This is a genomic window from Agromyces sp. Y575, from assembly GCF_059445445.1.
The window spans coordinates 512281-533793 of record NZ_JCAIUI010000002.1 but is presented as its reverse complement, the minus strand read 5'-3'; the positions used below and the strand labels follow the sequence as shown (position 1 = coordinate 533793).

Here is a 21513-nt window from a genome sequence, read left to right as displayed (position 1 = left end):
ATAATTGACTCAACTCGAGGAGAGAACCGATGGCAGTGAGTGTGCGGGATGTCGCGGCTGTGGCATCCGTATCGGTGGGCACCGTCTCGAACGTGCTGAACCGCCCCGACAAGGTCGCCCCCGCCACCGTCGCGCGCGTCACCGCCGCCATCGAGGAGCTCGGCTTCGTGCGCAACGACGCCGCCCGTCAGTTGCGCGCCGGCCGCAGCCGCTCGATCGGTCTCGTCGTGCTCGACGTGCGCAACCCGTTCTTCACGGATGTCGCCCGCGGCGCTGAGGATCGCGCGGCCGAAGAGGGCATGACGATCCTGCTCGGCAACAGCGACGAGAATGCCGACCGCGAGAGCGCGTACCTCGACCTGTTCGAAGAGCAGCGGGTCGCCGGCGTGCTGATCTCACCGCTGGCCGATGACCTGCCCCGACTCCAGCAGCTCAGGGATCGCGGCACGACCGTCGTGCTCGTCGACCGCGAGGTCGCGGACCAGAGCTTCTCATCGGTCGCCGTCGACGACGTCGTCGGCGGTCGTCTGGCGGTGCGCCACCTCATCGACACCGGTCGTCGTCGCATCGCGTTCGTGGGCGGCCCGAAGGGCATCCGCCAGGTCGTCGACCGGCTCGAGGGAGCCGGTATCGCCGTCGCCGAGGTCGAGGGCGTCACGCTCGAGATCATCGAGACGGAGTCGCTCTCGGTGCTCGCGGGGCGGGCCGCCGGTGAGGGCATTCGCGAGCGCGCGGCATCCGATCGCCCTGACGCGATCTTCGCCGCCAACGACCTGCTCGCGATGGGCGTGCTGCAGGCGCTCATGATGCAGGGCGGCATCGACGTGCCCGGCGAGATCGCGCTCATCGGGTACGACGACATCGACTTCGCGTCGGCGGCCGTCGTGCCGCTCTCGTCGATCCGGCAGCCGGCGGCCATGATCGGGTACACCGCGGTCGACCTCATGCTGAAAGAGGCGGCCGGCGGCGAATTCAGTCACGAACGCATCGTGTTCCAGCCCGAGCTCGTCGTGCGCGAGTCCACCGGCACCGTCGGCTGAGCCGGCGACCATCCTGCGCGGGCCCTGACGCGGTCCGCTTACGTCACACGGTCGGAGGCTTCCTCAGCACTGGGTAGTGTGGAGAAGCCGCGCGCAACATGCACCACGTGGCATCCGTTCGACAGAAGGGCGCGCGTTGCAGAGCCGCACCACCATCGAAGACGTCTACGCCGCAACGCTGACCCGGAATCCCGGCGAGGTGGAGTTCCACCAGGCCGTGCGCGAGGTGTTCGACTCGCTCGGGCGAGTGCTCGACAAGAACCCGCAGTACGTGCAGGCGTCGATCCTCGAGCGAATCTGCGAACCTGAACGGCAGATCATCTTCCGGGTGCCGTGGGCCGACGACGGCGGGCGCGTGCGCATCAACCGCGGATTCCGGGTGCAGTTCAACTCGGCGCTGGGGCCCTACAAGGGCGGACTGCGCTTCCATCCGAGCGTGCTGCTCGGCACTGTCAAGTTCCTCGGGTTCGAGCAGGTCTTCAAGAACGCGCTCACCGGCATGCCCATCGGCGGCGGCAAGGGCGGCAGCGACTTCGACCCCAAGGGCCGCTCCGACGGCGAGATCATGCGGTTCTGCCAGTCGTTCATGACCGAGGCGTACCGGCACATCGGCGAGTACACGGATGTCCCGGCCGGCGACATCGGCGTCGGTGCGCGTGAGATCGGTTACCTCTTCGGCCAGTACAAGCGCATCACCAACCGCTACGAGTCGGGCGTGCTCACCGGCAAAGGCGTCACGTGGGGCGGCTCGCTCGTGCGCACCGAGGCGACCGGCTACGGTGCCGTCTACTTCACCGAGCACATGCTCGCGACCCGCCGCCGCTCCTTCGACGGCGCGCGGGTGCTCGTCTCGGGCTCCGGCAACGTCGCCGTCTACGCGATCGAGAAGGTGCACGCCCTCGGCGGCCGCGTCGTCGGCGCCTCCGACTCGTCGGGCGCGATCCACGACCCCGACGGCATCGACCTCGCGCTGCTGCGCGACGTCAAAGAGCAGCGCCGCGAGCGCATCTCGGTGTACGCCGAAGAGCGCGGCGGGCGAGCGAAGTTCCTGCCAGGGGCGTCCGTGTGGGATATCGACAGTGCCGAGCGCATCGACGTCGCCCTGCCGTGTGCGACGCAGAACGAGCTCTCAGAAGCGCAGGCCGTGAAGCTCGTCGCCGCTGGTGTCGTGGCGGTCGCCGAGGGTGCGAACATGCCCACGACGCCGGGCGCGATCCGGGTGCTGCGCGAGGCCGGTGTGCTCTTCGGGCCCGGCAAAGCCGCCAACGCGGGCGGCGTGGCGACCTCGGCGCTCGAGATGCAGCAGAACGCGTCGCGCGATTCGTGGGGCTTCGAGCACACCGAGGAGCGGCTCTCCGAGATCATGGCGGGCATCCACGAGCGCACCGCGGCGACGGCCGACGAGTACGGCGTGCCGGGCGATTACGTGGTCGGCGCCAACATCGCCGGGTTCACGCGCGTCGCCGACGCGATGCTCGCGCTCGGCGTCATCTGACCGGCGCTCGCCCATGCGCCTCATACCCCCCAGTTCGGGCTGGGGGCTCCGAAGCGTTCGATGAGTCCGGTGTCGGAATAGCTCGCGACGTTGACGCCGAAGTTGTACGGGCCACCAAGCATGCCCTCCCCAGGTGGCAGCGGGTCGGTGATTCCGATGCGCGTCCAGCGCACGAGTCTTCCAGTCGCGTACTCTTCGTGCTCCAAGCCGTCTTCGACACCGATGCTGAGCTCGGTTGCCGGGTCTCCGATCGAGATCCCGTCGCTCGAACCGATGCCGGGTGCGGTGCGAATGGACAGGCCTGCCACTGTGGCGCGTTGCACGGACACGCTGAGATTGGGATCGAGCGGTGCCGTTCCGGGCCAGGCGTCGTCCTGAACGCTGATCCCGTCCCAGTCGTAGCGGGTGCCGGTGAAGCCGTCGCCCCGTGATTCGTGTTCAGTCACGACCGGTTGGCCGAGGAGCGAGGCCAGGGTATCGACCACCTCATCCGCCGGCTGGAAGTAGTCGAACACGGCGAGCTCTGCGCCATCCTCCGTGAGCACGGCGAGCGCGGTTGCGGAGATCGTGATCGACGCCGCAATTGGCGCCGGGGCGGGTTCGACGATGTACTCGCTCGCGGGCTGGGCCGGCGTCGGCATGATCGACGGCCTCGGGGCCGCGGTCGCGGTCGCGGTCGCTGGCGCGGGCTGCGTGCTGCTGGGGCCGGGCACGAGTCCGAGCGCGAATGCCGCGCCTGCACCGATACCGAGCAGGAGGCCCACTCCGAGGAGCAGGCCGAGAAGGCGGTCGGTCAACTTTGAGCGCGTTGTCCGCGCCGGGCGCTCGGTGGCGGTCTGTTCGAGCACGTTCTGCTTCATCGATGCCAGCAGACGTACCAGGTCATCACCGGTCGGGGGTTCAGTTCTCATCGGCCGTCACCGCCTTCCTCAGCTTCACTCGGCTACGCAGGACTCGTTGCTTGACCGCTCCGACGGTGAGACCCAGGTGTCGCGCGGCGTCGGCGTAGGGAAGACCATCGAGAAGGCAGAGCTCGCAAACGCGACGGTCGATGGGTTCGAGGCGGCCGATCTCGTCGAGGACCCAGCGCAACTGCTCCCGCGCACTCTCTGCGTCCTGTCGCGCGTGCGACGCATGATCGATTGAGGCCTCGTCGGGCAGTTCGTCTGCGAGGTTCCGGAATCGCTTGCGAGCAAGGTTCGCAGCGATATTGCGGCAGGTTACGAGTAGCCACGGCAGCACGGAGGCCTCTGGGACCGTGATCGCATCTGCTTTGCGCCAGAGGGTCGTGAACGTATCCTGAACGATCTCCTCAGCATCCTGACGATTCGACGCCAGCGCCCAGGCATATCTCGTCACCGCAGTCGCGTGCCTGTCGAACAAGATCGACAGCGGTTGTTGATCACCACGCACCACGCCCTGAAGCAGCTCGGTGTCGGTGCCATCGGTCTGATCCACGTGCACCTCCTTACCTTAGAGATGTCGGGAAATGCGTGAAGGTCACAACTCGGCGTGTGCAATCACCGAGCGCGTCGAAAAGGGAACTCTGAGGCGCGGTGCCGGGCGATTACGTGGTCGGCGCCAACATCGCCGGGTTCACGCGCGTCGCCGACGCGATGCTCGCGCTCGGCGTCATCTGACCGGCGCCGCGCACTCCGACCTCCTCGGGAGGACGCGAGCCGGTGGGAGCGCCGGCCGTGCTCACGAACGACCGCGGCCGCGGCATCCGAGGATGCCGCGGCCGCAGCCGTTCCAGGACGGACCTATTTCACGGTCGCCTTGTTGAAGTTCGAACCGTTGTTGCCGTCGGGCCGGTAGTTCTTCTCGACGTTGCCGGACGAGTCGACCGAGAACCAGTGGACCTTCGTGCCGGCCGGCACGGTCAGCGTCTCAGCGCCCTCGCGGACGCCTGCGCTGGCGTACATCGTCGACTCGAAGGTCGGCTTCGAGCCGTCGAGGGTGTAGAACACCGATGCGGTCTCGGACGTCTCGAACGTGACGTCGACCATGCCGGCCTCAGCGCTCGGCACGGCCTTGACCGTGCTCACCGGGCGCTGGTGATCCTTCTCGTGGTCGACCGCGACCTCGAGGAGCTCGATCAGCCCGTTCGAGAACTCCTGCGACTCGGCATGCGCCGATCCGCCGGTGGGGTCCTCGTTCTCGAACGGTGGCTGGAACGACGTGCCGACCTCGAAGTCCCACGCGTTGATCCCGTACTTGTACCAGAGCATGTCGCCCGAGTTGCCGGCGGCCGAGTACAGGACGTCTGCGACGGGGCCCGTGCGGGCCGGGGTCACCGACATGCCGCGGTACTCCTTGATCGCGGTCAGGATCCGCGACGAGGCGCCCCAGAAGAACGACTCCTCCTCGAGCGTCGGACGCGGCGCCGTGAGGCGGTCGCTCGACCGGTACGCGCCCGGCGACCACATGAAGTAGTTGCCCGAGCTGTGCAGGTTCATCGAGAACGTGATGTTCGGGTTGTTCGCGGCGATCCAGTCGATGTTCTTGCTCTCCGACTCGCTCAACTCGCTCGGCCCGGAGTAGGTCCCACCGGTGCACGAGGTGCCGCCGCCGCTGAATCCGTCGAACAGGCTGTATTCGTCGTAGTTGCGGTTGACGTCGACGCCCCAGGAGTTGCGGCCGTTGAAGTCGGCGTTGCCGGCGATCGGGCAGTAGTTCACCATGTTCTTCCGCTGCGAGGCGAAGTCGTAGAACGAGTACGTGCCACCGTCGGGGTTCGTCGTCGGTACGATCCAGATCTCCAGGTTGTTCACGAGTTTCTTCGTCTCGGCGTCCGACGCGTAGTTGCGGAGCAGGCGCTCCGCGGTCTCGATCGTGACCAGCGGCGGAACCCACTCGCGTGCGTGCTCCTGGGCGTAGAAGAGCACGCCCGGCTTCGAGCCGTCGCGGTCCTTGCCGATCTGGAGCGCGTACACCGACTGGGGTCCGCGCGCCACGCTCTCGGGCGCGTTGAGCCCGTCGTCGAGCGTCGCGGTCGCCGGTGCCACCACACCCGCGCCCGCGTCGCCGCGGTAGGTGTAGGCGAAGACGAGGGCGGATGCCTCGGGCGAGGCGTTGATCGCGGAGGCGACCTGGGCCGCGGTGCTGGTGACGGCGCCGTTCGCGTCCGTCGACAGGCCGACGGTGATCGCCGAGCCGGCGACAGAGACCGACAACGGCGCGTTCGCGGCACCGGTCGAGGTCAGCGCGACGGTGACGTCGTTGCCGCCCTCATGGCCCCATGCCTTCGAGTCGATCCCCACGCGGTTCTGGTTCGCGTTTCCGAGGACGGCTTGCGCATGACGCTGGTAGCCCGCGGTCTGGTTCGGCATCTCGACGATCTCGGCGAGGGAGGGGAACTCGGCGGCCAGCGACTGGATCCGAGCGGTGAGCTCCTGCGGCGTGAGGTACGACGTGATGAAGTCGCGCTGGTAGCTCGGGTCCGAGCTCCCCTCGCCGTCGAGGGGCAGCCAGTCGGTGACCTTCGCGGTGGCGACGTCGCCCGTCGGGCTCGTGATCTGGATCGTGTCCGGCCGGACGGCGACCTGCGCGGCACCGCGGTGGTAGAGGTACACGTTGGCGTCGACGAAGCGGGTGATGTTCTGCGTGCCCCCCGACCCGAGCTCGGTTCCGGGGCCGCTGTCGCGCACGACCGTCAGGGGAGCGGTGCTGGTCTGGCCGTCTGCGAACTTCGCCTCGACCGAGAGGTATCCGACCCCGAACGAGGTGTAGTAGTCGGCGCGGGTGATCTTCACGTCGGCAGCATCTGCGGCGGCCGCTGCGGCGAACGTCGCGTTCGCCTGCTCCGCGGCCCCGATGGTCGCGGTGCGGTCGTCCATCACGGCAGCACTGTCGTTCTCGTCGTACAGGGTCTCGCCGACCGTGAATCCGCGGGCCCGCAGCCCGTCGGCTTCGCCGTCGCTGATGATCGCCTGCGCGGTCAGCGTGCCGTCCTCGTTCTGGCGAACGCCGTGATCGAGGTCGACGCCGGTGTCGACGAGTCGATCGAGTTCGGTGTGATCGTCGACGGTCACCTCGACGACGGCGACCGCTTCATCGGCGTCGTGGGTGAGATCGGGCAGCGTCTCCGTGCCGGCCGCCGGACTGAACGGTGCCAGCGTGGTGAGTGCCAATCCGGCGAGTGCGGCGAAGAACGCCGACCCGCCGACCACCCGAGTACGTTTCGATGTTGCCATCAGTGGTTCCCTCCTCGTTGAGTTGCATGGGTCGTGCTATCGAGCCGGAGCTGTGCGAGGGGGGTGGAGCTGGTACTTGGGGACTTCACTCCGACGGCACCGACACGGCGGGGGTGCCGGGTCGGTGCTTCGCTCTGTCTAGCGGTTGGCGAGACCGCAAGTCAATACGTATGCAACTTTCTTGTCAGAATGCGCAGTGTGACACTTCACTGTGTGCAAGAAGCATGCATTTGTGGGCGTTCGCCCTCCTGGAGCGGCACGGAGTCGCCCGGTTCGCCCGGTTCACCCTGAGGAACTAGGCGCGCGGCTTCGGCAGGCGGATCGGCGAGGTGAGCGCCACCTCTTCGGAGAAGTCGGCGGGCACGAGGCGGTCGTTCGGCACGGTCGGCACGAGCTCGCGCTCGGAGCTCCGCTCGCGCTCGTCGGCGCGATCCCGGCCGAACTCCCGCTCGATCTCGCGCTCGAGCTGGTCGACCCGCAGCGTCGGCACCGCCTGCGTGGTCACGGCGGCGATCGCCGCGGTCGGGGCATCCGCGAATCTGACCACCGGTCGCCAGGCGAACTCCGGATGCCTCGCGAGGCGCATCCCCCGTGAGAACACGAGCCAGCCGAGGCCGATGAGCGCGGCGACGGTCGCAGCGACGGCGGCGAGCCCGAGCGCCCAGCGCGGACCCATGTTGTCGGCGACTGCACCCACGATCGGGGCGCCGATGGGCGTGCCGCCCGACAGGATCGCCATGTACAGCGCCAGCACCCGACCGCGGAGTGCGGGTTCGGTCGTCGTCTGCACGTAACCGTTGGCCGTGGTGAGGATCGTCACGGCGCCGAGTCCGATGAGGATCGTCGAGGCGGCGAAGGTCCAGTAGGTGGGCATGAGTGCGGCGGCGAGGGTGGCGAAGCCGAGGAAGGCGCACGCCAGGATGATCACCCTGATGCGAGCGCGATCGCGTCGAGCAGCGAGCAGGGCGCCGGTCAGCGAACCGATCGCGAGGATCGACGACAGCAGGCCGTACTCTCCGGCGCCGCGGCCGAACTCGACCGCCATCGTCGAGGAGAAGATCGGGAAGTTCATGCCGAACGCGCCGATGAGGAAGACCATGACGAAGACGACGACGAGGTCTGGCCGCCCCGCCACGTAGCGGAAGCCCGCGACGAATTGGCCGCGGGCGTGTGGCGCTCGAGGCAGCCGCTTCAATTGCTTTCCGCGAAGCATCGCGAGCGCGCCGAGCACCGCCAGGAAGGTGAAGGCGTTGATGACGAAGACCCAGCCCGAGCCGACGAGCACGATGAGGAAGCCCGCGACGGCCGGACCGATCATGCGTGCGGTGTTGAACGACGCCGAGTTCAGCGCGACGGCGTTGGACATGTCGGAGCTGCCGACGAGGTCGGAGACGAAGGTCTGCCGCGCGGGGTTGTCGACGGCGTTCACGACGCCGAGGGCGAGTGCGAAGAGGTAGAGGTGCCAGAGCTCGGCCTGGCCGAAGATGAGCAGGAGGCCGAGGGCGAGGCCGAGCAGCATGAGCGCGGTCTGCGTGATCATGAGGATCTTGCGGCGGTCGAAGCGGTCGGCGATGAGGCCCGTGATCGGCACGAGCAGCAGCTGAGGCGCGAACTGCAGCGCCATCGTGATTCCGACGGCGAAGGCATCGTTGTCGGTGAGTTCGGTGAGCACCACCCAGTTCTGGGCGGTGGCCTGCATCCAGGCGCCGACGTTCGAGACGAGGGCGCCGATGAACCAGATTCGATAGTTGCGGTGGACGAGGGATCGGAACATGGCACTCACTGGGTGATGAGCCTCCTGAGGATGGTCGTGGCGTCAGCGAGCGTCTCGCGTTCTGCAGGGGTGAGGGTGACGAAGCGCTTGGCGAGCCACGCGTCGCGGCGGCGGCGCGTCTCGCGCACGATCGTCTCGCCGCTCTCGGTCGTCGAGACGAGCACTTTGCGGCGGTCGTCGGGCGACGCAGCGCGCACGACGTAGCCGGCGTCGACGAGGCGGTTCACGGTGCGGTTCATCGAGGGGGCCGTGACCCGCTCGAGTCCGGCCAACCGGCCGATGGTGAGCGGTCCCTCGGCCGAGATCCAGCCGAGGGTCGAGAACTGCGAGCCGCTGAGCTCGGTCTCGGTGCGCTCCTGCCGGAGGCGCCGCGCGAGGCGCATGATCGCGATGCGCAGTTCGGTGCTCTGTTCGGCGAGCGTGGGTCGGCGGGGCGTCGACGTGCGAGCGGATGCAAGGAGGGCAGGCCGTTCGGCCGTGGGGGTGTGTAATGCATCCGTCATGTCCTTAGTCTAACAAATTAGTGTGACTAAGCATTCCGGATGTCTCCCGGTCGCCGTCGTTCGCGGCCGCCCGGCGGGTCGGAACTGCCCACTCCACCTGTAGCAATTCCCTGCCCCACCGCACCTGCAGCAATTCAGGTGCGGAGGTGTGTCGCGCGGCGTTCGGGGCCTGATTCCGGGGCGACACGCACTCCCGACCTGAATTGCTGCAGAGGGCGGATGCCGCGGCGGCCCCGTTCGCTCGTCACAGCTCGCGTGCTGCAACAATGTCGGCATGCCGATGTTCACCGATGCGCACGGAGTCCACATCCACTACGAATCGTGGCGGGTGCCCGACGCGCACGCGGTCGTGCAGCTCGCGCACGGCGTCGGCGAGCACATCGGCCGCTACGGCGAGCTCGTCGAGGCGCTGAACGCGGCCGGCTACTCGGTGTGGGCCGACGACCACCGGGGCCACGGGCAGACCGGGTTCGAACAGCACGGCGGCGACCTCACGCGCATGGGTCGCCTCGGCCCCGGCGGGCTCAGGGCGACGATCGACGCCGTGGAGCAGTTCAGCAGCGTCATCCGCGACGCCGAAGGGCCTGAGCTGCCCCTCGTGCTCCTCGGCAACTCGTGGGGTTCGCTCATGGCGCAGATCATCGTCAATCGCAGCGCCGAGAAGTACGACGGCGTCGTGCTCATCGGCACGGCCTACCGCACGCTGTTCGACATGAACGGCGGCGACCTGAATGTGCGCTACCGCCATCTCGGGCCGACCCCGGTCGAGTGGCTGAGCCGCGACCCCGATGTCGCTGCCGCGTTCATGGCCGACCCGTACACGACCGAGGTCCAGCTTCGAAAGCTGTTCGGTCTCCGCGATGCGTTGCGCCTGCTCGGACGACCCGCGCGCGGCCTGCCGCCGGAACTGCCGCTGCTCATCATGGTCGGATCAGACGACTCGGTCGGTGGCGAGAAGAGCGCCGTGAAGCTCGCGAAGGCGTACGTCACGCGGTCGGGCCTCGTCGACGTCGAGCTCATCGTCTACGAGGGCGCCAGGCACGATATCTTCAACGAGACGAACCGCGAAGAGGTTCGGGCCGACCTCATCCACTGGCTCGACGAGCGATTCGCCGTCGACTGATCGGATGCCGCATTCGCGCATTCGCGCATTCGTTGATCGAGTAGCGACGCAGGAGCGTATCGAGATCTGGTGAAGGGTCTCGATACGCGTCCTCCTTCGTCGGGCGCTACTCGACCAGCGGGGAGGGTGTCGTCAGGCGCTACTCGACCAGCGGGGAGGGTGCCGTCGGGCGCTACTCGACCAGCGGGGAGGGTGTCGTCGGGCGCTACTTCTCCCGGCGGGACGCCGCGTCAGATCGCGGCACGCCCGGGCGGCACGTCGAATCCGAGCAGTCGGATGCGCGGATGGCTCGTCAGCTCCGATTCCGTCGCCCACGGGTAGACGATCGTGGTGATGCTGCAGTTGCCGAGCACCGGCAGGAGGTCGCGGTAACCGTCGGGGTCCATGCCCGCGAGCTCGCAGAACAGGAGTCGGATGAGCGTCGCATGCGCGACGATGAGCACCCGGCCCTCGGGAAACTCGGCGACCAGTTCGTCGAACGCAGGGAGCGCGCGTGCGATGCCATCGCGGCCGCGCTCGCCGCCGGGCAGCGGGTTGCTCGCCGGCGCGCGGCAGAAGGCCGCCCATTCCGCCGGGAACTGTTCAGCGAGCTCGTCGGGCGTGAGCCCCTCGGCGTCGCCGAAGTCGATCTCGACGAGACGCTCGTCGATGCGCAACGCCAGGCCGGTCGTCTCGACGGATGGCGCGGCCGAACGCCGTGCGCGGCTGAGCGGGGATGCCACGATCGCGTCGAGGCTCGCGTCGACCGCCCAGGCGCCGAGTGCGGCGGCCTGCCCGAGTCCGTGCCGAGTGAGCGGGACATCCGAGTTGCCCGCGTATCGGTGGTCGGCGTGCCAAGTCGTCTCGCCATGCCGTGCCAGGTAGAACGTCGTCACGGATCCAGCGTATGCCCGGGCTGGACGATCCGGGTGATTGAGCGTAGCTTTTGAACATGTTCGAAAATGAAGCCGCCAAACCGACACCGAAGGCGGAACGCACCCGGGCGCTCATCCGGGACACCGCGCTCGCCTCGTTCCGCGAGCGCGGATACGACGACACGACCCTGCGGCTCATCGCGGACGAGGCCGGGATCTCGCTCGGCAACGCGTACTACTACTTCCCGACCAAGAACCACCTCGTGCAAGAGCTCTACGTCGACGTGCAGCGCGAGCACCGCGCCATCGTCGCACCGCTGCTCGAGACATCCGACGACCTCATCGAGCGGCTCGGCATCGTCTACCGTTCGGGCCTCGCGACGCTCGAGCCGTTCCACGCCTTCGCTCCTGGCTTCCTTTCGGCCGCGGTGTCGCCGCGTTCGCCCATCAACCCTCTCGGCGACGACTCGATCGAGGCCCGCGAACTGGCGGTCGGCCTCTTCCGCGACGCGGTCGGCGGGGCGCGGCACTCGCTGCCCGACGACTTCGCGCGCTCGCTGCCCGAGGTGTTCTGGCTCGGCTACCTGCTGCTCGCCCTGTTCTGGGTCTACGACTCCTCACCCGGGCGCGAGCGCACGCTGCGGCTGCTCGATCGCGGCCTCAAGCTGTTGGGTCTGGCCCTGCCGCTCGCCAAGCTGCCCCTGCTGCGCAAGCCGCTGCGCGAACTCGTCGAGCTGATCGGCGAGGTGCGGGCATGAGCGAGGCGGGCGAGGCAGCCAGCGCGGCCGGGCCGGCCGAGGCAGCTGGCGCACCCGACCGTGCCGATGGCCCCGATCCGCGCGATCTCCGCTTCGCCTCGCGCTACGGCATGCTGCAGCGCACGCCCGAGTTGCCGATGGCATTCAGTTTCAGCGAGTTCGCCCGCGGCGCGGGTCTCGCGTGGATCGGCTTTCAAGTGCTCTTCTCGTTGGGTTATGCCTCGACGGGCGTGGCGATGGCCTTCGCCTCTCTCGCCCAGCCCGATCAGTTCTCGTCGTTCGGGTCGGCGATCGGCTATGTGCCGGTCATGCTCGTCTTCTCCTTCGGCTACACACTGCCGTGGTCGATCGGAGCCCTCGTGCTCGGCGGCGGCCCCGCGGCATGGCTGCTCGGCCGTTCGCTGCGCCGGGTGCGTGCACTGCGATGGCATCTCGTCGCCTTCGCCGTGCTCGGGCTCGTCATCGGTCTCGCAACGAGCGTGATCGCCACCGCGACGATGCAACTCGCCGACTCACAGGGCTCATTCTTCGTGCTCATTGCGACGCCGGCCACTGCGGTCGCCGTCGCGTACTGCTGGTGGCGCACCGCGTCGTGGGCGCTGCGCGACGATGTCGGCTTCCGGGCGGCGACCGCGCCGAGGCATCCGTAGGCTGTACCGCATGCACGGTGAATACAAGGTGCCCGGTGGCAAGCTCGTGGTCGTCGATTTCGATGTCAATGACGGGGTGATCGTGAACCCGCGCGTCGCGGGCGACTTCTTCCTCGAGCCCGACGAAGCGCTGGGCGACATCGACGCCGCGCTCGACGGGCTGTCCGCAGCATCCGACGCCAAGCAGATCGCCGCGGCGATCGCTGCCGGCCTTCGGCACGACGCAGTGATGCTCGGCTTCTCGGCCGAGGCGATCGCGGTGGCCGTGCGACGGGCGATGACGGATGCCACGAGCTGGGGTGACTACGAATGGGAGATCGTGCACGACGCGGCCGTGCCGCCACGCACGCATCTCGCACTCGACGAGGTGCTCGCGACCCGGGTTGGGGAGGGTCGCCGCAAGCCCACCCTGCGCTTCTGGGAGTGGGACGAGTCGGCCGTGGTCATCGGCAGTTTCCAGTCGGTGAAGAACGAGGTCGACCCCGAGGGTGCCGAGAAGTACGGCTTCGACATCGTGCGACGCATCTCGGGCGGCGGCGCGATGATGATGGAGCGCGGCAACGTCGTGACGTACTCGCTCTACGTGCCGGGCGAACTCGTGCAGGGCATGAGCTTCGCCGATTCCTACGCCTACCTCGACGACTGGGTGCTGCAGGGGCTGCGCGCGATCGGCATCGAGGCGACGTACCAGCCGCTCAACGACATCGCGAGCCCGCTCGGCAAGATCGGCGGCGCCGCCCAGAAGCGCCTCGGCTCGGGCGGCGTGCTGCACCACGTCACGATGTCGTACGACATCGACAACGAGAAGATGCTCGAGGTGCTGCGCATCGGGCGCGAGAAGATCAGCGACAAGGGCATCGCGAGCGCTGCGAAACGCGTCGATCCGCTGCGCTCGCAGACCGGCCTCAGCCGCGCGGCCATCATCGAGAGCCTGAAGCAGACGTTCGCGACGCTCTACGGCGCGACGCCCGGCACAGTGTCGGCCGAGGAGCTCGCCGAGGCCGAAGCGCTCGTCGAGTCGAAGTTCTCGACGCGGGAGTGGCTCTACCGCGTGCCCTGAGCGAGCGGCGACGGATGCCTCGGGCCGCGGTCGGGCATCCGTGCCCGTTGTCCGGCTTCGCATTCACGAGTTGCACGACGTTTCGCGCGACACGTCGGGGCGAGGCGGCGCGTCGCGCGAAACGTCGTGCAACTCGGCGGGCCTCTGAGCGAGCGAGCGGGCGGCGGGCGCGCGGAAGGCCCAGCGTCGCCCGTTAGAATCTCGGGGTGGACTGGTGGATCTGGCTCGGCATCGCCGCGCTCGTCGTCGCCTTCGGGGCGGTCGCGGTGCGACGTGGCTGGATCGACCTCTCCGACAAGACCAAGCGCGGTGGCGGTGGCGGCGGTGTCATGATGATCGGCGACGAGGTGTTCGCGCCGCGCAAGCACGAGGCGCAGGCCGAGCTCGACAGGCAGAGCCGCTTGCCCGCACCGGCGCCCGCGCCGGGTGACGGCGACAAAGGGATCGCCTTCGCCGACGACGGTACGGATGCCTCGCGGCCGGCGCCCGCGCGAGCCGACCGCTTCCGCGGCACCATCAGACTCGACGTCGAATAGCCCCTTGGTCGGATAGCCCCTCACGCTCTATCCACGTTGGTCGAGTGGGCCCGCCAGGGCCGTATCGAGACTTCGCAGCTACGCGCAGCTACGCGCAGCTACTCGCAGCTACTGGCAGCTACTGCAGCCCGGGCAGCCCGGGCAGCCCGAGCGGCACCCCGCTCGAGCGGCCGCCGCCACGCTCACCGGCCGGCGAGCACGCGGGAGGACACGACCGCGCCGAGGGCGAGTACGCCGAGCCCGGCGGCCGCGAACGCCGCAATGACGAGGCTCGCGCCGTCCTCGAACACCCCGCCGAGCGTGGCGCCGAGGGCGATGCCGCCGTTGAAGAACACGACCATGAGTGCGCTCGCCGTGGCGCGCAGCGCGGGAGAGGCGACCCCGAGCATCCGTGCCTGGAGCATGGCGGGCAGCCCGCCGATCGCGAGGCCCCACGCGAGCACGGCGATCACCACGACCGGCGTGCTCTGCGGCGCGAACCCGAGCGCGGCGAGGGCGGCGGCGAACAACGCCGTCATCGCGATGAGGGATACCACCGGCCACCGGTCGGCGGTGAACGCCGCGATGACGAGGCCGATGATCCCCGCGGCGCCGAAGCCCAGGAGCAGCGGGCTGATCGAGACGGCCGGCAGCCCCGCGACATCCGTCAGATAGGGCGAAATGTAGGTGAAGAGCGTGAAGCTCGCCGCCGCGGTGAGGGTGCACGCGATAGCCGCCGCGAGCACCGCACGGAACGAACGGTCGAGTCTGCGCCCGTCGGTCGCGGGCGTGCTGCCCGGTGACGAAGGGAGCCGGCGCTGGATGACGACGGCGACGACTGCGAGCGCCACGGCGAGGCCGACGAAGACGAACCGCCAGTCCGCCACCTGGCCGATGACGGTGCCGAGCGGGATTCCGACGACCGTCGCTCCCGATGCGCCCCCGCTGACGATCGCGACCGTGCGCCCTGACGCGCTCGCGTCGACGAGCGAGGTCGCGTAGACCATCACGACCGACCAGAACGCACCGTGGGCTACCGCGGCGATGATGCGAGAGCCGAGTGCGAACTCGAAGCTCGGTGCGAGGGCGGTCGCGAGGTTGGCGATCGCCATCACGGCCAGCGCGACGACGATGAGGGTTCGGCGGTCGACTCGAGCGGTCAGACGCACGACCGGGAGGCTCGCGACGATGATCGTGACCGCCCACAATGAGACGAGCAGTCCGATCGCCGACGCCGAGACGCCGAAATCCGCGCTCATCGCCGGCAGCAGCCCGGCGGGGATCATCTCGACGGTGACCGTGGCGAAGACGGCGAACGCGAGCGTGAGAAGCGCGAACCAGGGCGTTCGCTCGACCGTTTCGACCGAACGGAAGGTGGTTGTCTCTGACATGCTTCGAGGCTAAACTTTGACATCAATGTGAAGGTCAAGCTTTTCGGAGGATCCCGTGAAGATAGGTGAACTCTCGCAGCGCACAGGCGTTCCGACGCGCATGCTGCGGTACTACGAGGAGCAGGGACTGCTCTCGTCCGAGCGGCGCCTCAACGGCTATCGCGACTATCCCGAGGTCGCGGTCGAGCAGGTCGAGCAGGTGCGCGGCCTCATCTCCTCGGGGCTGCCCACGAGGCTCATCGGCATCATGCTCGGCATGGATGGCGTCGAGGGCGAAGAACTCGCGCGCACGTGTTCGAAGAACCTCGCCGAGAGCCTGGCCGACGAACTCGCGACCCTCGACTCGAAGATCGCGTGCCTCACCCGAAGCCGCGAAACGGTACGCAGTTTCCTGGCGCGCACCCGGCACGCAGAGGTGCTCGGCGACGCCCGCGTGGTGCTCGGTCAGCCCACGTCGTAGTCGCGCCCGAGCGCGCAGCGGAAATCCTCGGCTCGCGCCGCTGGCAGAATGGGGCGATGCCGACCGACGAGCCGAACCGCATCATCCATGCGGACAACCTCGCGGTGCTCCCCACGCTGCCAGACGGGCGCTTCACCCTCGTCTACCTCGATCCGCCGTTCAACACGGGCCGGGCGCAGACTCGCCAGTCGACGAGGCACGTGCGGCTTCCCGATGCGGCGAAGGGCGACGAACCCCCAGCGGATGTCTCGCGGCCCGGGCACCCTTCGACAAGCTCAGGGCGGACCGCGATCACCGGGTTCGCAGGCAAGCGCTACGAGCGCATCCGCGGCGATCTGCTGCGCTACGATGACCGGTTCGACGACTATTGGGGATTCCTCGAGCCGCGACTCGTCGAGGCGTGGCGGCTGCTCGCCGACGACGGCACCCTCTACCTGCACCTCGACTATCGCGAGGCGCACTACGCGAAGGTGCTGCTCGATGCGCTCTTCGGCCGAGAGTGCTTTCTCAACGAGCTGATCTGGGCCTACGACTACGGCGCCAAGGCGAAGCGCAAGTGGCCGACGAAGCACGACACGATCCTCGTCTACGTGAAGAACCCGACGGGCTACTGGTTCGACTCGACCGCCGTCGACCGAGAGCCGTACATGGCGCCGGGGCTCGTGACGCCCGAGAAGGCCGAGCTCGGCAAGTTGCCGACCGACGTGTGGTGGCACACGATCGTCTCACCGACGGGGCGCGAGAAGACGGGGTACCCGACGCAGAAGCCCGAGGGCATCCTTCGGCGCATCGTGCAGGCCTCGACCCGCGAGGGCGATTGGGTGCTCGACTTCTTCGCGGGCTCGGGTACGACCGGGGCGGTCGCCGCGACGCTCGGCCGGCGCTTCGTGCTCGTCGACGAGAACCCCGAGGCGATCGCCGTCATGAAGGGCCGATTCACGGATGTCGCGGGCGTCGTGTTCGAGCAGGGCGCCACGTCGCCCTGAACCTGCTCTCGCGCCGCTCCGCTCACGCCGGAGGACGACTTGCGCGTGAGAGGACGCCCCCAGGTCGTCCTCCGGTGCGCAAGTCGTCCTCCGGCGTGGCGTCGAGCTTCAGCCGACCTTGGTCCACGGTCCGCATCGCTGCGACGGGAAGTCCTGGCCGGCGCCGACGGTGACGGAGAGGGTGCCGTCGACATGGATCGAGCTACGCAGACGCTCGCCGCACAAGGTGCGTCGGCATGATGTTGCGGCGCGGAACCTCGGGGTCTCCCGCCAGGTGCCGCAGCAGGAGATCCGCCATTTCGAAGCCCATCTGCTCGGAGGGCTGGTGCACGGTGGTCAGCGGAATCGCCGTCGCCATCGCCGCGGGACTGTCATCGAAGCCGACCACGGCGATGTCGCGCGGCACCGAGCGCCCGCGTTCGCGGAGCACCGCGAGCGCGCCGGTCGCCATGAGGTCGCTCGCGACGAAGAGTCCGTCGAGGTCGGGAACGCGGTCGAGGAGGCGACGCGTCGCCGTCACAGCGCCGGACGCAGTGAAGTCGGCGGTCTCGATGGCGTCGATCGGCATGCCCGCGGTCTCCATGGCGCGGCGAAAACCGGCGAGCCGGTCGATTCCCGCGGGCATGTCGAGCGGGCCCGTGACCGTGCCGATTCGGCGGCGGCCGACGTCGATGAGGTGCTGCGTGCCGATCTGGCCGCCGTCAACGTTGTCGACGTCGACGAAGATGTGGTCGTCGAATTCCGACGACGGGCGGCCGCCGAAGACGAGCGGGAGTGTCGTACTGGCATCGTGCTGCAGCTCGTCGCCCTCGTGGTGCGAGACGACGAGGGCGCCGTCGACGACTCCTGATCGCAGGTAGCGCATGGTCTTGTGCCCGGGGTCCGTCGAGGCGACGAGGAGGTTGAGCAGGTACTCGCTCTCGTCGAGGCGCCGGGTGATGCCCTGCACGATGGCCGCGAAGTACGGGTCGCCGAAGAAACGCGTGGTGTCTTCGGGCACGATCAGTGCGATCGCCCCCGCGGTGCGACTCGCGAGCGAGCGGGCGGCACGATTGGGCACGTAGTTGAGCTTCGCGATGGCCGCTTTCACGGCCACGACGACGTCGGGGCTCACCTTCGGCGATCCGTTGACGACTCGGCTCACGGTCGCCCGTGAGACGTTCGCCTCTCGGGCGACCGCTTCGAGCGTCGGTGCCGCAGAGCGCATCCGTTCACCACCCCCTTGCATTCGGCCAGTCTATTTCCGTGCGAGGTTGTCGGGGACCGAGGCTCAGCGAGCGGGCAGTGCGCGGTCGCGGATGATCGCCGCATAGGCGAGTCCGCTCTGCTTCACGGTGCGAACCTGTGTGTCGTAGTCGACGCGCACCAGGCCGAACCGCTTGTCGTAGCCCCATGCCCACTCGAAGTTGTCCATGAGTGACCAGTAGAAGTACCCGTGCACCGGCACGCCCTCATCGATCGCGTCGAGGATCGCACCGAGGTGGGCCTCGAGGAACTCCGCGCGCTCGACGTCGTGCACCGCGTCGTCGTCGTCCACGACATCGTCGTACGCTGCGCCGTTCTCGGTGACGTAGAGGCGCACACCGGCGGATGCGGTGTAACCCTCGTGCACGCGGACGAGGAGCTCGCGCAGGCCATCGGGCTGCACCTCCCACTCCATCGCCGTGACGGGCAGGCCCTGGGGGTGGTTGAAGACCCCGTCGGCCGCGGGGAACGGCGAGCGCACGGCGCGATCGGTCGGGGCCTCTGAGAGCAGCGGATGCTTCGCGGGACGGTCGCTCACGTATTCGCCGTGGTAGTAGTTCACGCCGAGTGTGTCGATCGGAGTCGAGATCACCGCGAGGTCGCCGTCATGCACCACCGCGTCGAGGCCGAGGTGGCCGACGTCGGCGAGCAGGTCGTCGGCGTACTCGCCCCGGAAGATCGGGTCGAGGAAGAAGCGGTTGAACTGCCCGTCGATACGGCGGGCTGCATCGAGGTCGCCGGGGCTCATCGGGTCGACGGGTTTTGCGACCGTGAGGTTCAGCGTGATGCCGAGGTCCAGTTCCGGCGCACGTTCACGCAGCGCTTGCACGGCGAGACCGTGCGCGAGCAGCAGGTGGTGGCCGGCGGCGAGGCCCGCCGCGACATCCTGTCGGCCGGGGGCGTGCGCCCCACCCGTGTAACTCAGGAACGACGAGCACCACGGCTCGTTGAGCGTCGTCCAGACGTCGACCCGGTCACCGAGCGCGTCATGCACGTTGAGGGCGTAGTCGCGGAAGAGGAACGCGGTGTCGCGGTTCGCCCACCCGCCCCGTTCCTCGAGGGTCTGGGGGAGATCCCAGTGGTAGAGCGTGAGCCACGGCTTGATGCCGGCCTCGAGGAGTTCGTCGACGAGTCGCGAATAGAAGTCGATGCCACGGGCGTTGACGGGACCGCCGTCGGGCTGCACCCGCGACCACGAGGTGGAGAAGCGGTACGCTTCCAGGCCGAGCTGCTGCATGAGCGCGACATCCTGGGGCATGCGGTGGTAGTGGTCGCACGCAACGTCCCCGTTGTCGGCGTTGATGACCGCGCCCGGCACCCGGCTGAAGGCGTCCCAGATCGAGGCGGTGCGACCCTCCTCGAAGGCGGCTCCCTCGATCTGGAAGGCCGCGGTCGCAGCGCCGAGCAGGAAGTCGGATGGGAACGGTCGGGTGGTGACGTCGGTCACAGTGGCGAGGTCCTCTCGGAGGTCGATGGTCATCCCTTCACGGCTCCCGCCATGATGCCGCTCACGAGCTGCTTGCCCGCAAAGGCGAACAGGATGAGCAGGGGGATCGTCGACAGCAGCACGCCCGCGAGCACGATCGAGTAGTCGACGAAGTAGTTGGACTGCAGTAGCGACAGGGCCACCGGCAGCGTCGGGTCATTGCGGTCGAGCACGATGAACGGCCAGAAGAAATTGTTCCAGGCCGAGACGAAGGTGAACAGGCCGAGCATCGCAGCGGCAGGCCGCGCGGCCGGCAGCCCGACGGTGAGGAAGGTGCGGAACGAGCTCGCCCCGTCGACGCGCGCCGCTTCGATGAGTTCGTCGGGCACCGCCTGCTGCAGGTACTGCGTCATCCAGAACACGCCGAAGGCGCTCGTCAGCGCGGGGATGATGATCGCGCCGATGTTGCCGGTCCAGCCGAGATCGGCGAACAGGATGTAGAGCGGCACAACGCCGAGTTGAGTGGGTACCGCCATCGTCGCGACGACGAAGACGAGCAGCCACTTGCCGCCTCGGAAGCGGAGCTTGGCGAAGGCCCAGCCGGCGAGGGTCGAGAAGAAGACGACGGATGCCGCGATGAGCGCCGAGCTGTAGATCGAGTTCCACAGGGCGCGCCAGAAGTTGACCGCCGGATCGTTGATCACGGCGAAGGCGTTGTCGAGGAAGTTGCCGCCCGGCCACCACGACATGTTCGGGTCGCGGATCGTGGAGGCATCGCCCGAGCCGATGAGGAACGACCAGTAGAAGGGGAAGATCGCCGAGCCGAGCACGATGGCCAGGGCCGAGTAGACGAACCATCCAGGGCGGGAACCGCGGATGACCCGGGTCTTGCGTCGCGTCGTGACGGTCATCGCGTCGACTCCTTCTTGTCACGGCGACCTTCATCGCGCACGAGCCTCCGGGTGACGAGGAGGTTGATCACGCCGATGGCGAGGATGATGAGGAAGAGGATCCAGGCAAGGGCGGCGGCCCGGCCGAAGTTCCACTGGCCCCAGCCGATGTCGTAGAGGTAGAGGGTGATCGTCAGCCACTGCGAGTCGGCGCCGCCGGTGCCGAACTGGTCGTACATGCGCGGCTCGTCGAAGATCTGCAGGCCACCGATCGTCGAGGTGATGATGACGAAGATGAGGGTCGGGCGCAGGCTCGGAAGAGTGATCGCGAGGAACTGGCGGAACTTGTTCGCGCCGTCGATCGCGGCAGCCTCGTAGTAGTCGCGCGGGATCGCCTGCATCGCTGCGAGGAGGATGAGCGTGTTGTAGCCGGTCCAGCGGAAGTTGACCATCGTGGCGATCGCGATGTGGCTTGCGAATGCGTCGCTGTGCCAGGGCACCGCCGGGATGCCGATGTCGGTCAGGAAGGTGTTCACGAGGCCGTACTTGTCGCCGAACATATTGCTGAAGATGAGGGCGACGGCGACGGGAGCCATGACGTACGGGAGCAGCACGCCCATGCGCCAGAACGTCTTGGCGCGGATGTTCTGGTCGAGCATCGCGGCGATGAAGATCGCGAGGATCAGCTGGGGCACGCTCGAGAGCAGGAAGATGCTGAAGGTGTTGCGCAGCGCGATCCAGAACTTCGGCTGGGTCAGCACGTAGATGTACTGGTCGAACCCGATGAATTCTCCGGTGCCTCGCACGAGGTCCCAGTCCATGAAGGAGATGACTGCGGTGTAGGCGATCGGGAAGAGTCCCGTGACGATGAAGAGGATGAAGAACGGGGAGATGTAGAGGTAGGGCGACAGCTTCAGGTCCCACTTGGCGAGGCGGTGCCCGAACGCGATCCGCTTCGGCTGCCGTGGAGACGGGCGGTTGCTTGGCCGATGCGCTCGGCTCTCGGATGACGGCGGGGCCGTCGCGGTCGATGTCACGGTCGTTCCTTACGTTCCAGGTTGATGCGCGTTCGCAATTCAGGTGCGGAGGCGTGGGGGGGGGGGGGGGGGGGGGGGAAGAAAAAAAAAAAAAGTAGAAGGGGGAGGCC

At 68.1% G+C, this 21513-nt stretch carries 20 protein-coding genes; 9 read left to right on the top strand and 11 right to left on the bottom strand.

Features of this window, described 5'->3' with window-relative positions; all coding sequences use genetic code 11:
• The first annotated feature begins 29 nt into the window (after positions 1-29).
• The gene (locus tag AC1C2U_RS08620) at positions 30-1040 is read left to right on the top strand and encodes a LacI family DNA-binding transcriptional regulator (protein WP_495361326.1); all 1011 of its coding nucleotides are present in this window, start codon (positions 30-32) and stop codon (positions 1038-1040) included.
• A 136-nt stretch (positions 1041-1176) separates the two neighbouring features.
• Positions 1177-2535 carry an NADP-specific glutamate dehydrogenase gene (gene gdhA, locus AC1C2U_RS08615; protein WP_495361324.1) on the top strand — a complete coding sequence of 453 codons (1359 nt, stop codon included), beginning with the start codon at positions 1177-1179 and terminating at the stop codon, positions 2533-2535.
• Between the two features lie 20 nt (positions 2536-2555).
• Here the strand turns inward: gdhA and AC1C2U_RS08610 are convergent, their stop codons facing one another.
• The 5 genes from AC1C2U_RS08610 to AC1C2U_RS08590 form a co-directional block, all read right to left on the bottom strand.
• Positions 2556-3332: a hypothetical protein gene (locus tag AC1C2U_RS08610; protein ID WP_495361323.1), complete on the bottom strand. Its 777-nt coding sequence runs from the start codon at positions 3330-3332 to the stop codon at positions 2556-2558.
• A 103-nt stretch (positions 3333-3435) separates the two neighbouring features.
• The gene (locus tag AC1C2U_RS08605; protein WP_495361322.1) at positions 3436-3993 is read right to left on the bottom strand and encodes an RNA polymerase sigma factor; all 558 of its coding nucleotides are present in this window, start codon (positions 3991-3993) and stop codon (positions 3436-3438) included.
• A 305-nt stretch (positions 3994-4298) separates the two neighbouring features.
• Positions 4299-6731 carry a M14 family metallopeptidase gene (locus tag AC1C2U_RS08600; RefSeq protein ID WP_495361321.1) on the bottom strand — a complete coding sequence of 811 codons (2433 nt, stop codon included), beginning with the start codon at positions 6729-6731 and terminating at the stop codon, positions 4299-4301.
• A 295-nt stretch (positions 6732-7026) separates the two neighbouring features.
• A complete protein-coding gene (locus tag AC1C2U_RS08595) occupies positions 7027-8505 on the bottom strand; it encodes an MFS transporter (RefSeq protein ID WP_495361320.1) in 1479 nt (492 codons plus the stop codon).
• 5 nt (positions 8506-8510) lie between these two features.
• Positions 8511-9008, bottom strand: coding sequence for a MarR family winged helix-turn-helix transcriptional regulator (locus AC1C2U_RS08590; RefSeq protein WP_495351725.1), 498 nt, complete (start codon positions 9006-9008; stop codon positions 8511-8513).
• 274 nt (positions 9009-9282) lie between these two features.
• On the opposite strand from AC1C2U_RS08590, the gene AC1C2U_RS08585 reads away from it, so the two are divergent.
• Complete coding sequence (locus AC1C2U_RS08585; protein WP_495361319.1) at positions 9283-10131, top strand: alpha/beta hydrolase; 849 nt, start codon at positions 9283-9285, stop codon at positions 10129-10131.
• A 230-nt stretch (positions 10132-10361) separates the two neighbouring features.
• On the opposite strand, the gene AC1C2U_RS08580 is transcribed toward AC1C2U_RS08585, so the two are convergent.
• On the bottom strand, positions 10362-11006 hold the full coding sequence (locus AC1C2U_RS08580; RefSeq protein ID WP_495361318.1) for a histidine phosphatase family protein: 645 nt from the start codon (positions 11004-11006) through the stop codon (positions 10362-10364).
• A 56-nt stretch (positions 11007-11062) separates the two neighbouring features.
• Here AC1C2U_RS08580 and AC1C2U_RS08575 point away from each other — a divergent pair, with 56 nt between their 5' ends.
• The 4 genes from AC1C2U_RS08575 (at position 11063) to AC1C2U_RS08560 (ending at position 13989) form a co-directional block, all read left to right on the top strand.
• Entirely contained in the window at positions 11063-11743 is a 681-nt protein-coding gene (locus AC1C2U_RS08575; RefSeq protein ID WP_495361317.1) for a TetR/AcrR family transcriptional regulator, read from the top strand.
• Positions 11740-12393: a hypothetical protein gene (locus tag AC1C2U_RS08570; RefSeq protein ID WP_495361316.1), complete on the top strand. Its 654-nt coding sequence runs from the start codon at positions 11740-11742 to the stop codon at positions 12391-12393. Before AC1C2U_RS08575 ends, AC1C2U_RS08570 begins: the two co-directional genes overlap by 4 nt.
• A 10-nt stretch (positions 12394-12403) precedes the next feature.
• Positions 12404-13453 carry a lipoate-protein ligase LplAB gene (gene lplAB, locus AC1C2U_RS08565; protein WP_495361315.1) on the top strand — a complete coding sequence of 350 codons (1050 nt, stop codon included), beginning with the start codon at positions 12404-12406 and terminating at the stop codon, positions 13451-13453.
• A gap of 206 nt (positions 13454-13659) precedes the next feature.
• Positions 13660-13989 carry a hypothetical protein gene (locus tag AC1C2U_RS08560; RefSeq protein WP_495361314.1) on the top strand — a complete coding sequence of 110 codons (330 nt, stop codon included), beginning with the start codon at positions 13660-13662 and terminating at the stop codon, positions 13987-13989.
• Positions 13990-14171: 182 nt separating this feature from the next.
• Here the strand turns inward: AC1C2U_RS08560 and AC1C2U_RS08555 are convergent, their stop codons facing one another.
• Positions 14172-15359, bottom strand: a complete 1188-nt coding sequence (locus AC1C2U_RS08555) for an MFS transporter (RefSeq protein ID WP_495361313.1) — start codon at positions 15357-15359, stop codon at positions 14172-14174.
• 55 nt (positions 15360-15414) lie between these two features.
• On the opposite strand from AC1C2U_RS08555, the gene AC1C2U_RS08550 reads away from it, so the two are divergent.
• Both AC1C2U_RS08550 and AC1C2U_RS08545 read left to right on the top strand, forming a co-directional pair.
• Positions 15415-15819: a MerR family DNA-binding transcriptional regulator gene (locus AC1C2U_RS08550; protein ID WP_495361312.1), complete on the top strand. Its 405-nt coding sequence runs from the start codon at positions 15415-15417 to the stop codon at positions 15817-15819.
• Positions 15820-15875: 56 nt separating this feature from the next.
• Entirely contained in the window at positions 15876-16805 is a 930-nt protein-coding gene (locus tag AC1C2U_RS08545) for a DNA-methyltransferase (protein WP_495361311.1), read from the top strand.
• A 202-nt stretch (positions 16806-17007) separates the two neighbouring features.
• Here the strand turns inward: AC1C2U_RS08545 and AC1C2U_RS08540 are convergent, their stop codons facing one another.
• Genes AC1C2U_RS08540 through AC1C2U_RS08525 form a run of 4 tightly spaced genes read right to left on the bottom strand, consistent with a single transcriptional unit; the run spans position 17008 to position 21316 of the window.
• Complete coding sequence (locus AC1C2U_RS08540) at positions 17008-18033, bottom strand: LacI family DNA-binding transcriptional regulator (protein WP_495361310.1); 1026 nt, start codon at positions 18031-18033, stop codon at positions 17008-17010.
• Positions 18034-18075: 42 nt separating this feature from the next.
• Positions 18076-19530 carry a GH1 family beta-glucosidase gene (locus AC1C2U_RS08535; RefSeq protein ID WP_495361309.1) on the bottom strand — a complete coding sequence of 485 codons (1455 nt, stop codon included), beginning with the start codon at positions 19528-19530 and terminating at the stop codon, positions 18076-18078.
• Complete coding sequence (locus tag AC1C2U_RS08530; RefSeq protein WP_495361308.1) at positions 19527-20387, bottom strand: carbohydrate ABC transporter permease; 861 nt, start codon at positions 20385-20387, stop codon at positions 19527-19529. The genes AC1C2U_RS08535 and AC1C2U_RS08530 overlap by 4 nt, the downstream gene beginning before the upstream one ends.
• Positions 20384-21316, bottom strand: coding sequence for a carbohydrate ABC transporter permease (locus AC1C2U_RS08525; protein ID WP_495361965.1), 933 nt, complete (start codon positions 21314-21316; stop codon positions 20384-20386). The genes AC1C2U_RS08530 and AC1C2U_RS08525 overlap by 4 nt, the downstream gene beginning before the upstream one ends.
• Between the last annotated feature and the right edge of the window lie 197 nt (positions 21317-21513).

Excerpts from the sequence above, each read along its gene's own strand:
- AC1C2U_RS08600 (WP_495361321.1), bottom strand. The coding sequence starts at position 6,731 with ATGGCAACATCGAAACGTACTCGGGTGGTCGGCGGGTCGGCGTTCTTC.
- AC1C2U_RS08620 (WP_495361326.1), top strand. The coding sequence starts at position 30 with ATGGCAGTGAGTGTGCGGGATGTCGCGGCTGTGGCATCCGTATCGGTG.
- AC1C2U_RS08595 (WP_495361320.1), bottom strand. The coding sequence starts at position 8,505 with ATGTTCCGATCCCTCGTCCACCGCAACTATCGAATCTGGTTCATCGGC.
- lplAB (WP_495361315.1), top strand. The coding sequence starts at position 12,404 with ATGCACGGTGAATACAAGGTGCCCGGTGGCAAGCTCGTGGTCGTCGAT.
- AC1C2U_RS08590 (WP_495351725.1), bottom strand. The coding sequence starts at position 9,008 with ATGACGGATGCATTACACACCCCCACGGCCGAACGGCCTGCCCTCCTT.
- AC1C2U_RS08575 (WP_495361317.1), top strand. The coding sequence starts at position 11,063 with ATGTTCGAAAATGAAGCCGCCAAACCGACACCGAAGGCGGAACGCACC.
- AC1C2U_RS08555 (WP_495361313.1), bottom strand. The coding sequence starts at position 15,359 with ATGTCAGAGACAACCACCTTCCGTTCGGTCGAAACGGTCGAGCGAACG.
- AC1C2U_RS08535 (WP_495361309.1), bottom strand. The coding sequence starts at position 19,530 with ATGACCATCGACCTCCGAGAGGACCTCGCCACTGTGACCGACGTCACC.
- AC1C2U_RS08540 (WP_495361310.1), bottom strand. The coding sequence starts at position 18,033 with ATGCAAGGGGGTGGTGAACGGATGCGCTCTGCGGCACCGACGCTCGAA.
- AC1C2U_RS08530 (WP_495361308.1), bottom strand. The coding sequence starts at position 20,387 with ATGACCGTCACGACGCGACGCAAGACCCGGGTCATCCGCGGTTCCCGC.
- AC1C2U_RS08545 (WP_495361311.1), top strand. The coding sequence starts at position 15,876 with ATGCCGACCGACGAGCCGAACCGCATCATCCATGCGGACAACCTCGCG.
- AC1C2U_RS08570 (WP_495361316.1), top strand. The coding sequence starts at position 11,740 with ATGAGCGAGGCGGGCGAGGCAGCCAGCGCGGCCGGGCCGGCCGAGGCA.
- AC1C2U_RS08585 (WP_495361319.1), top strand. The coding sequence starts at position 9,283 with ATGCCGATGTTCACCGATGCGCACGGAGTCCACATCCACTACGAATCG.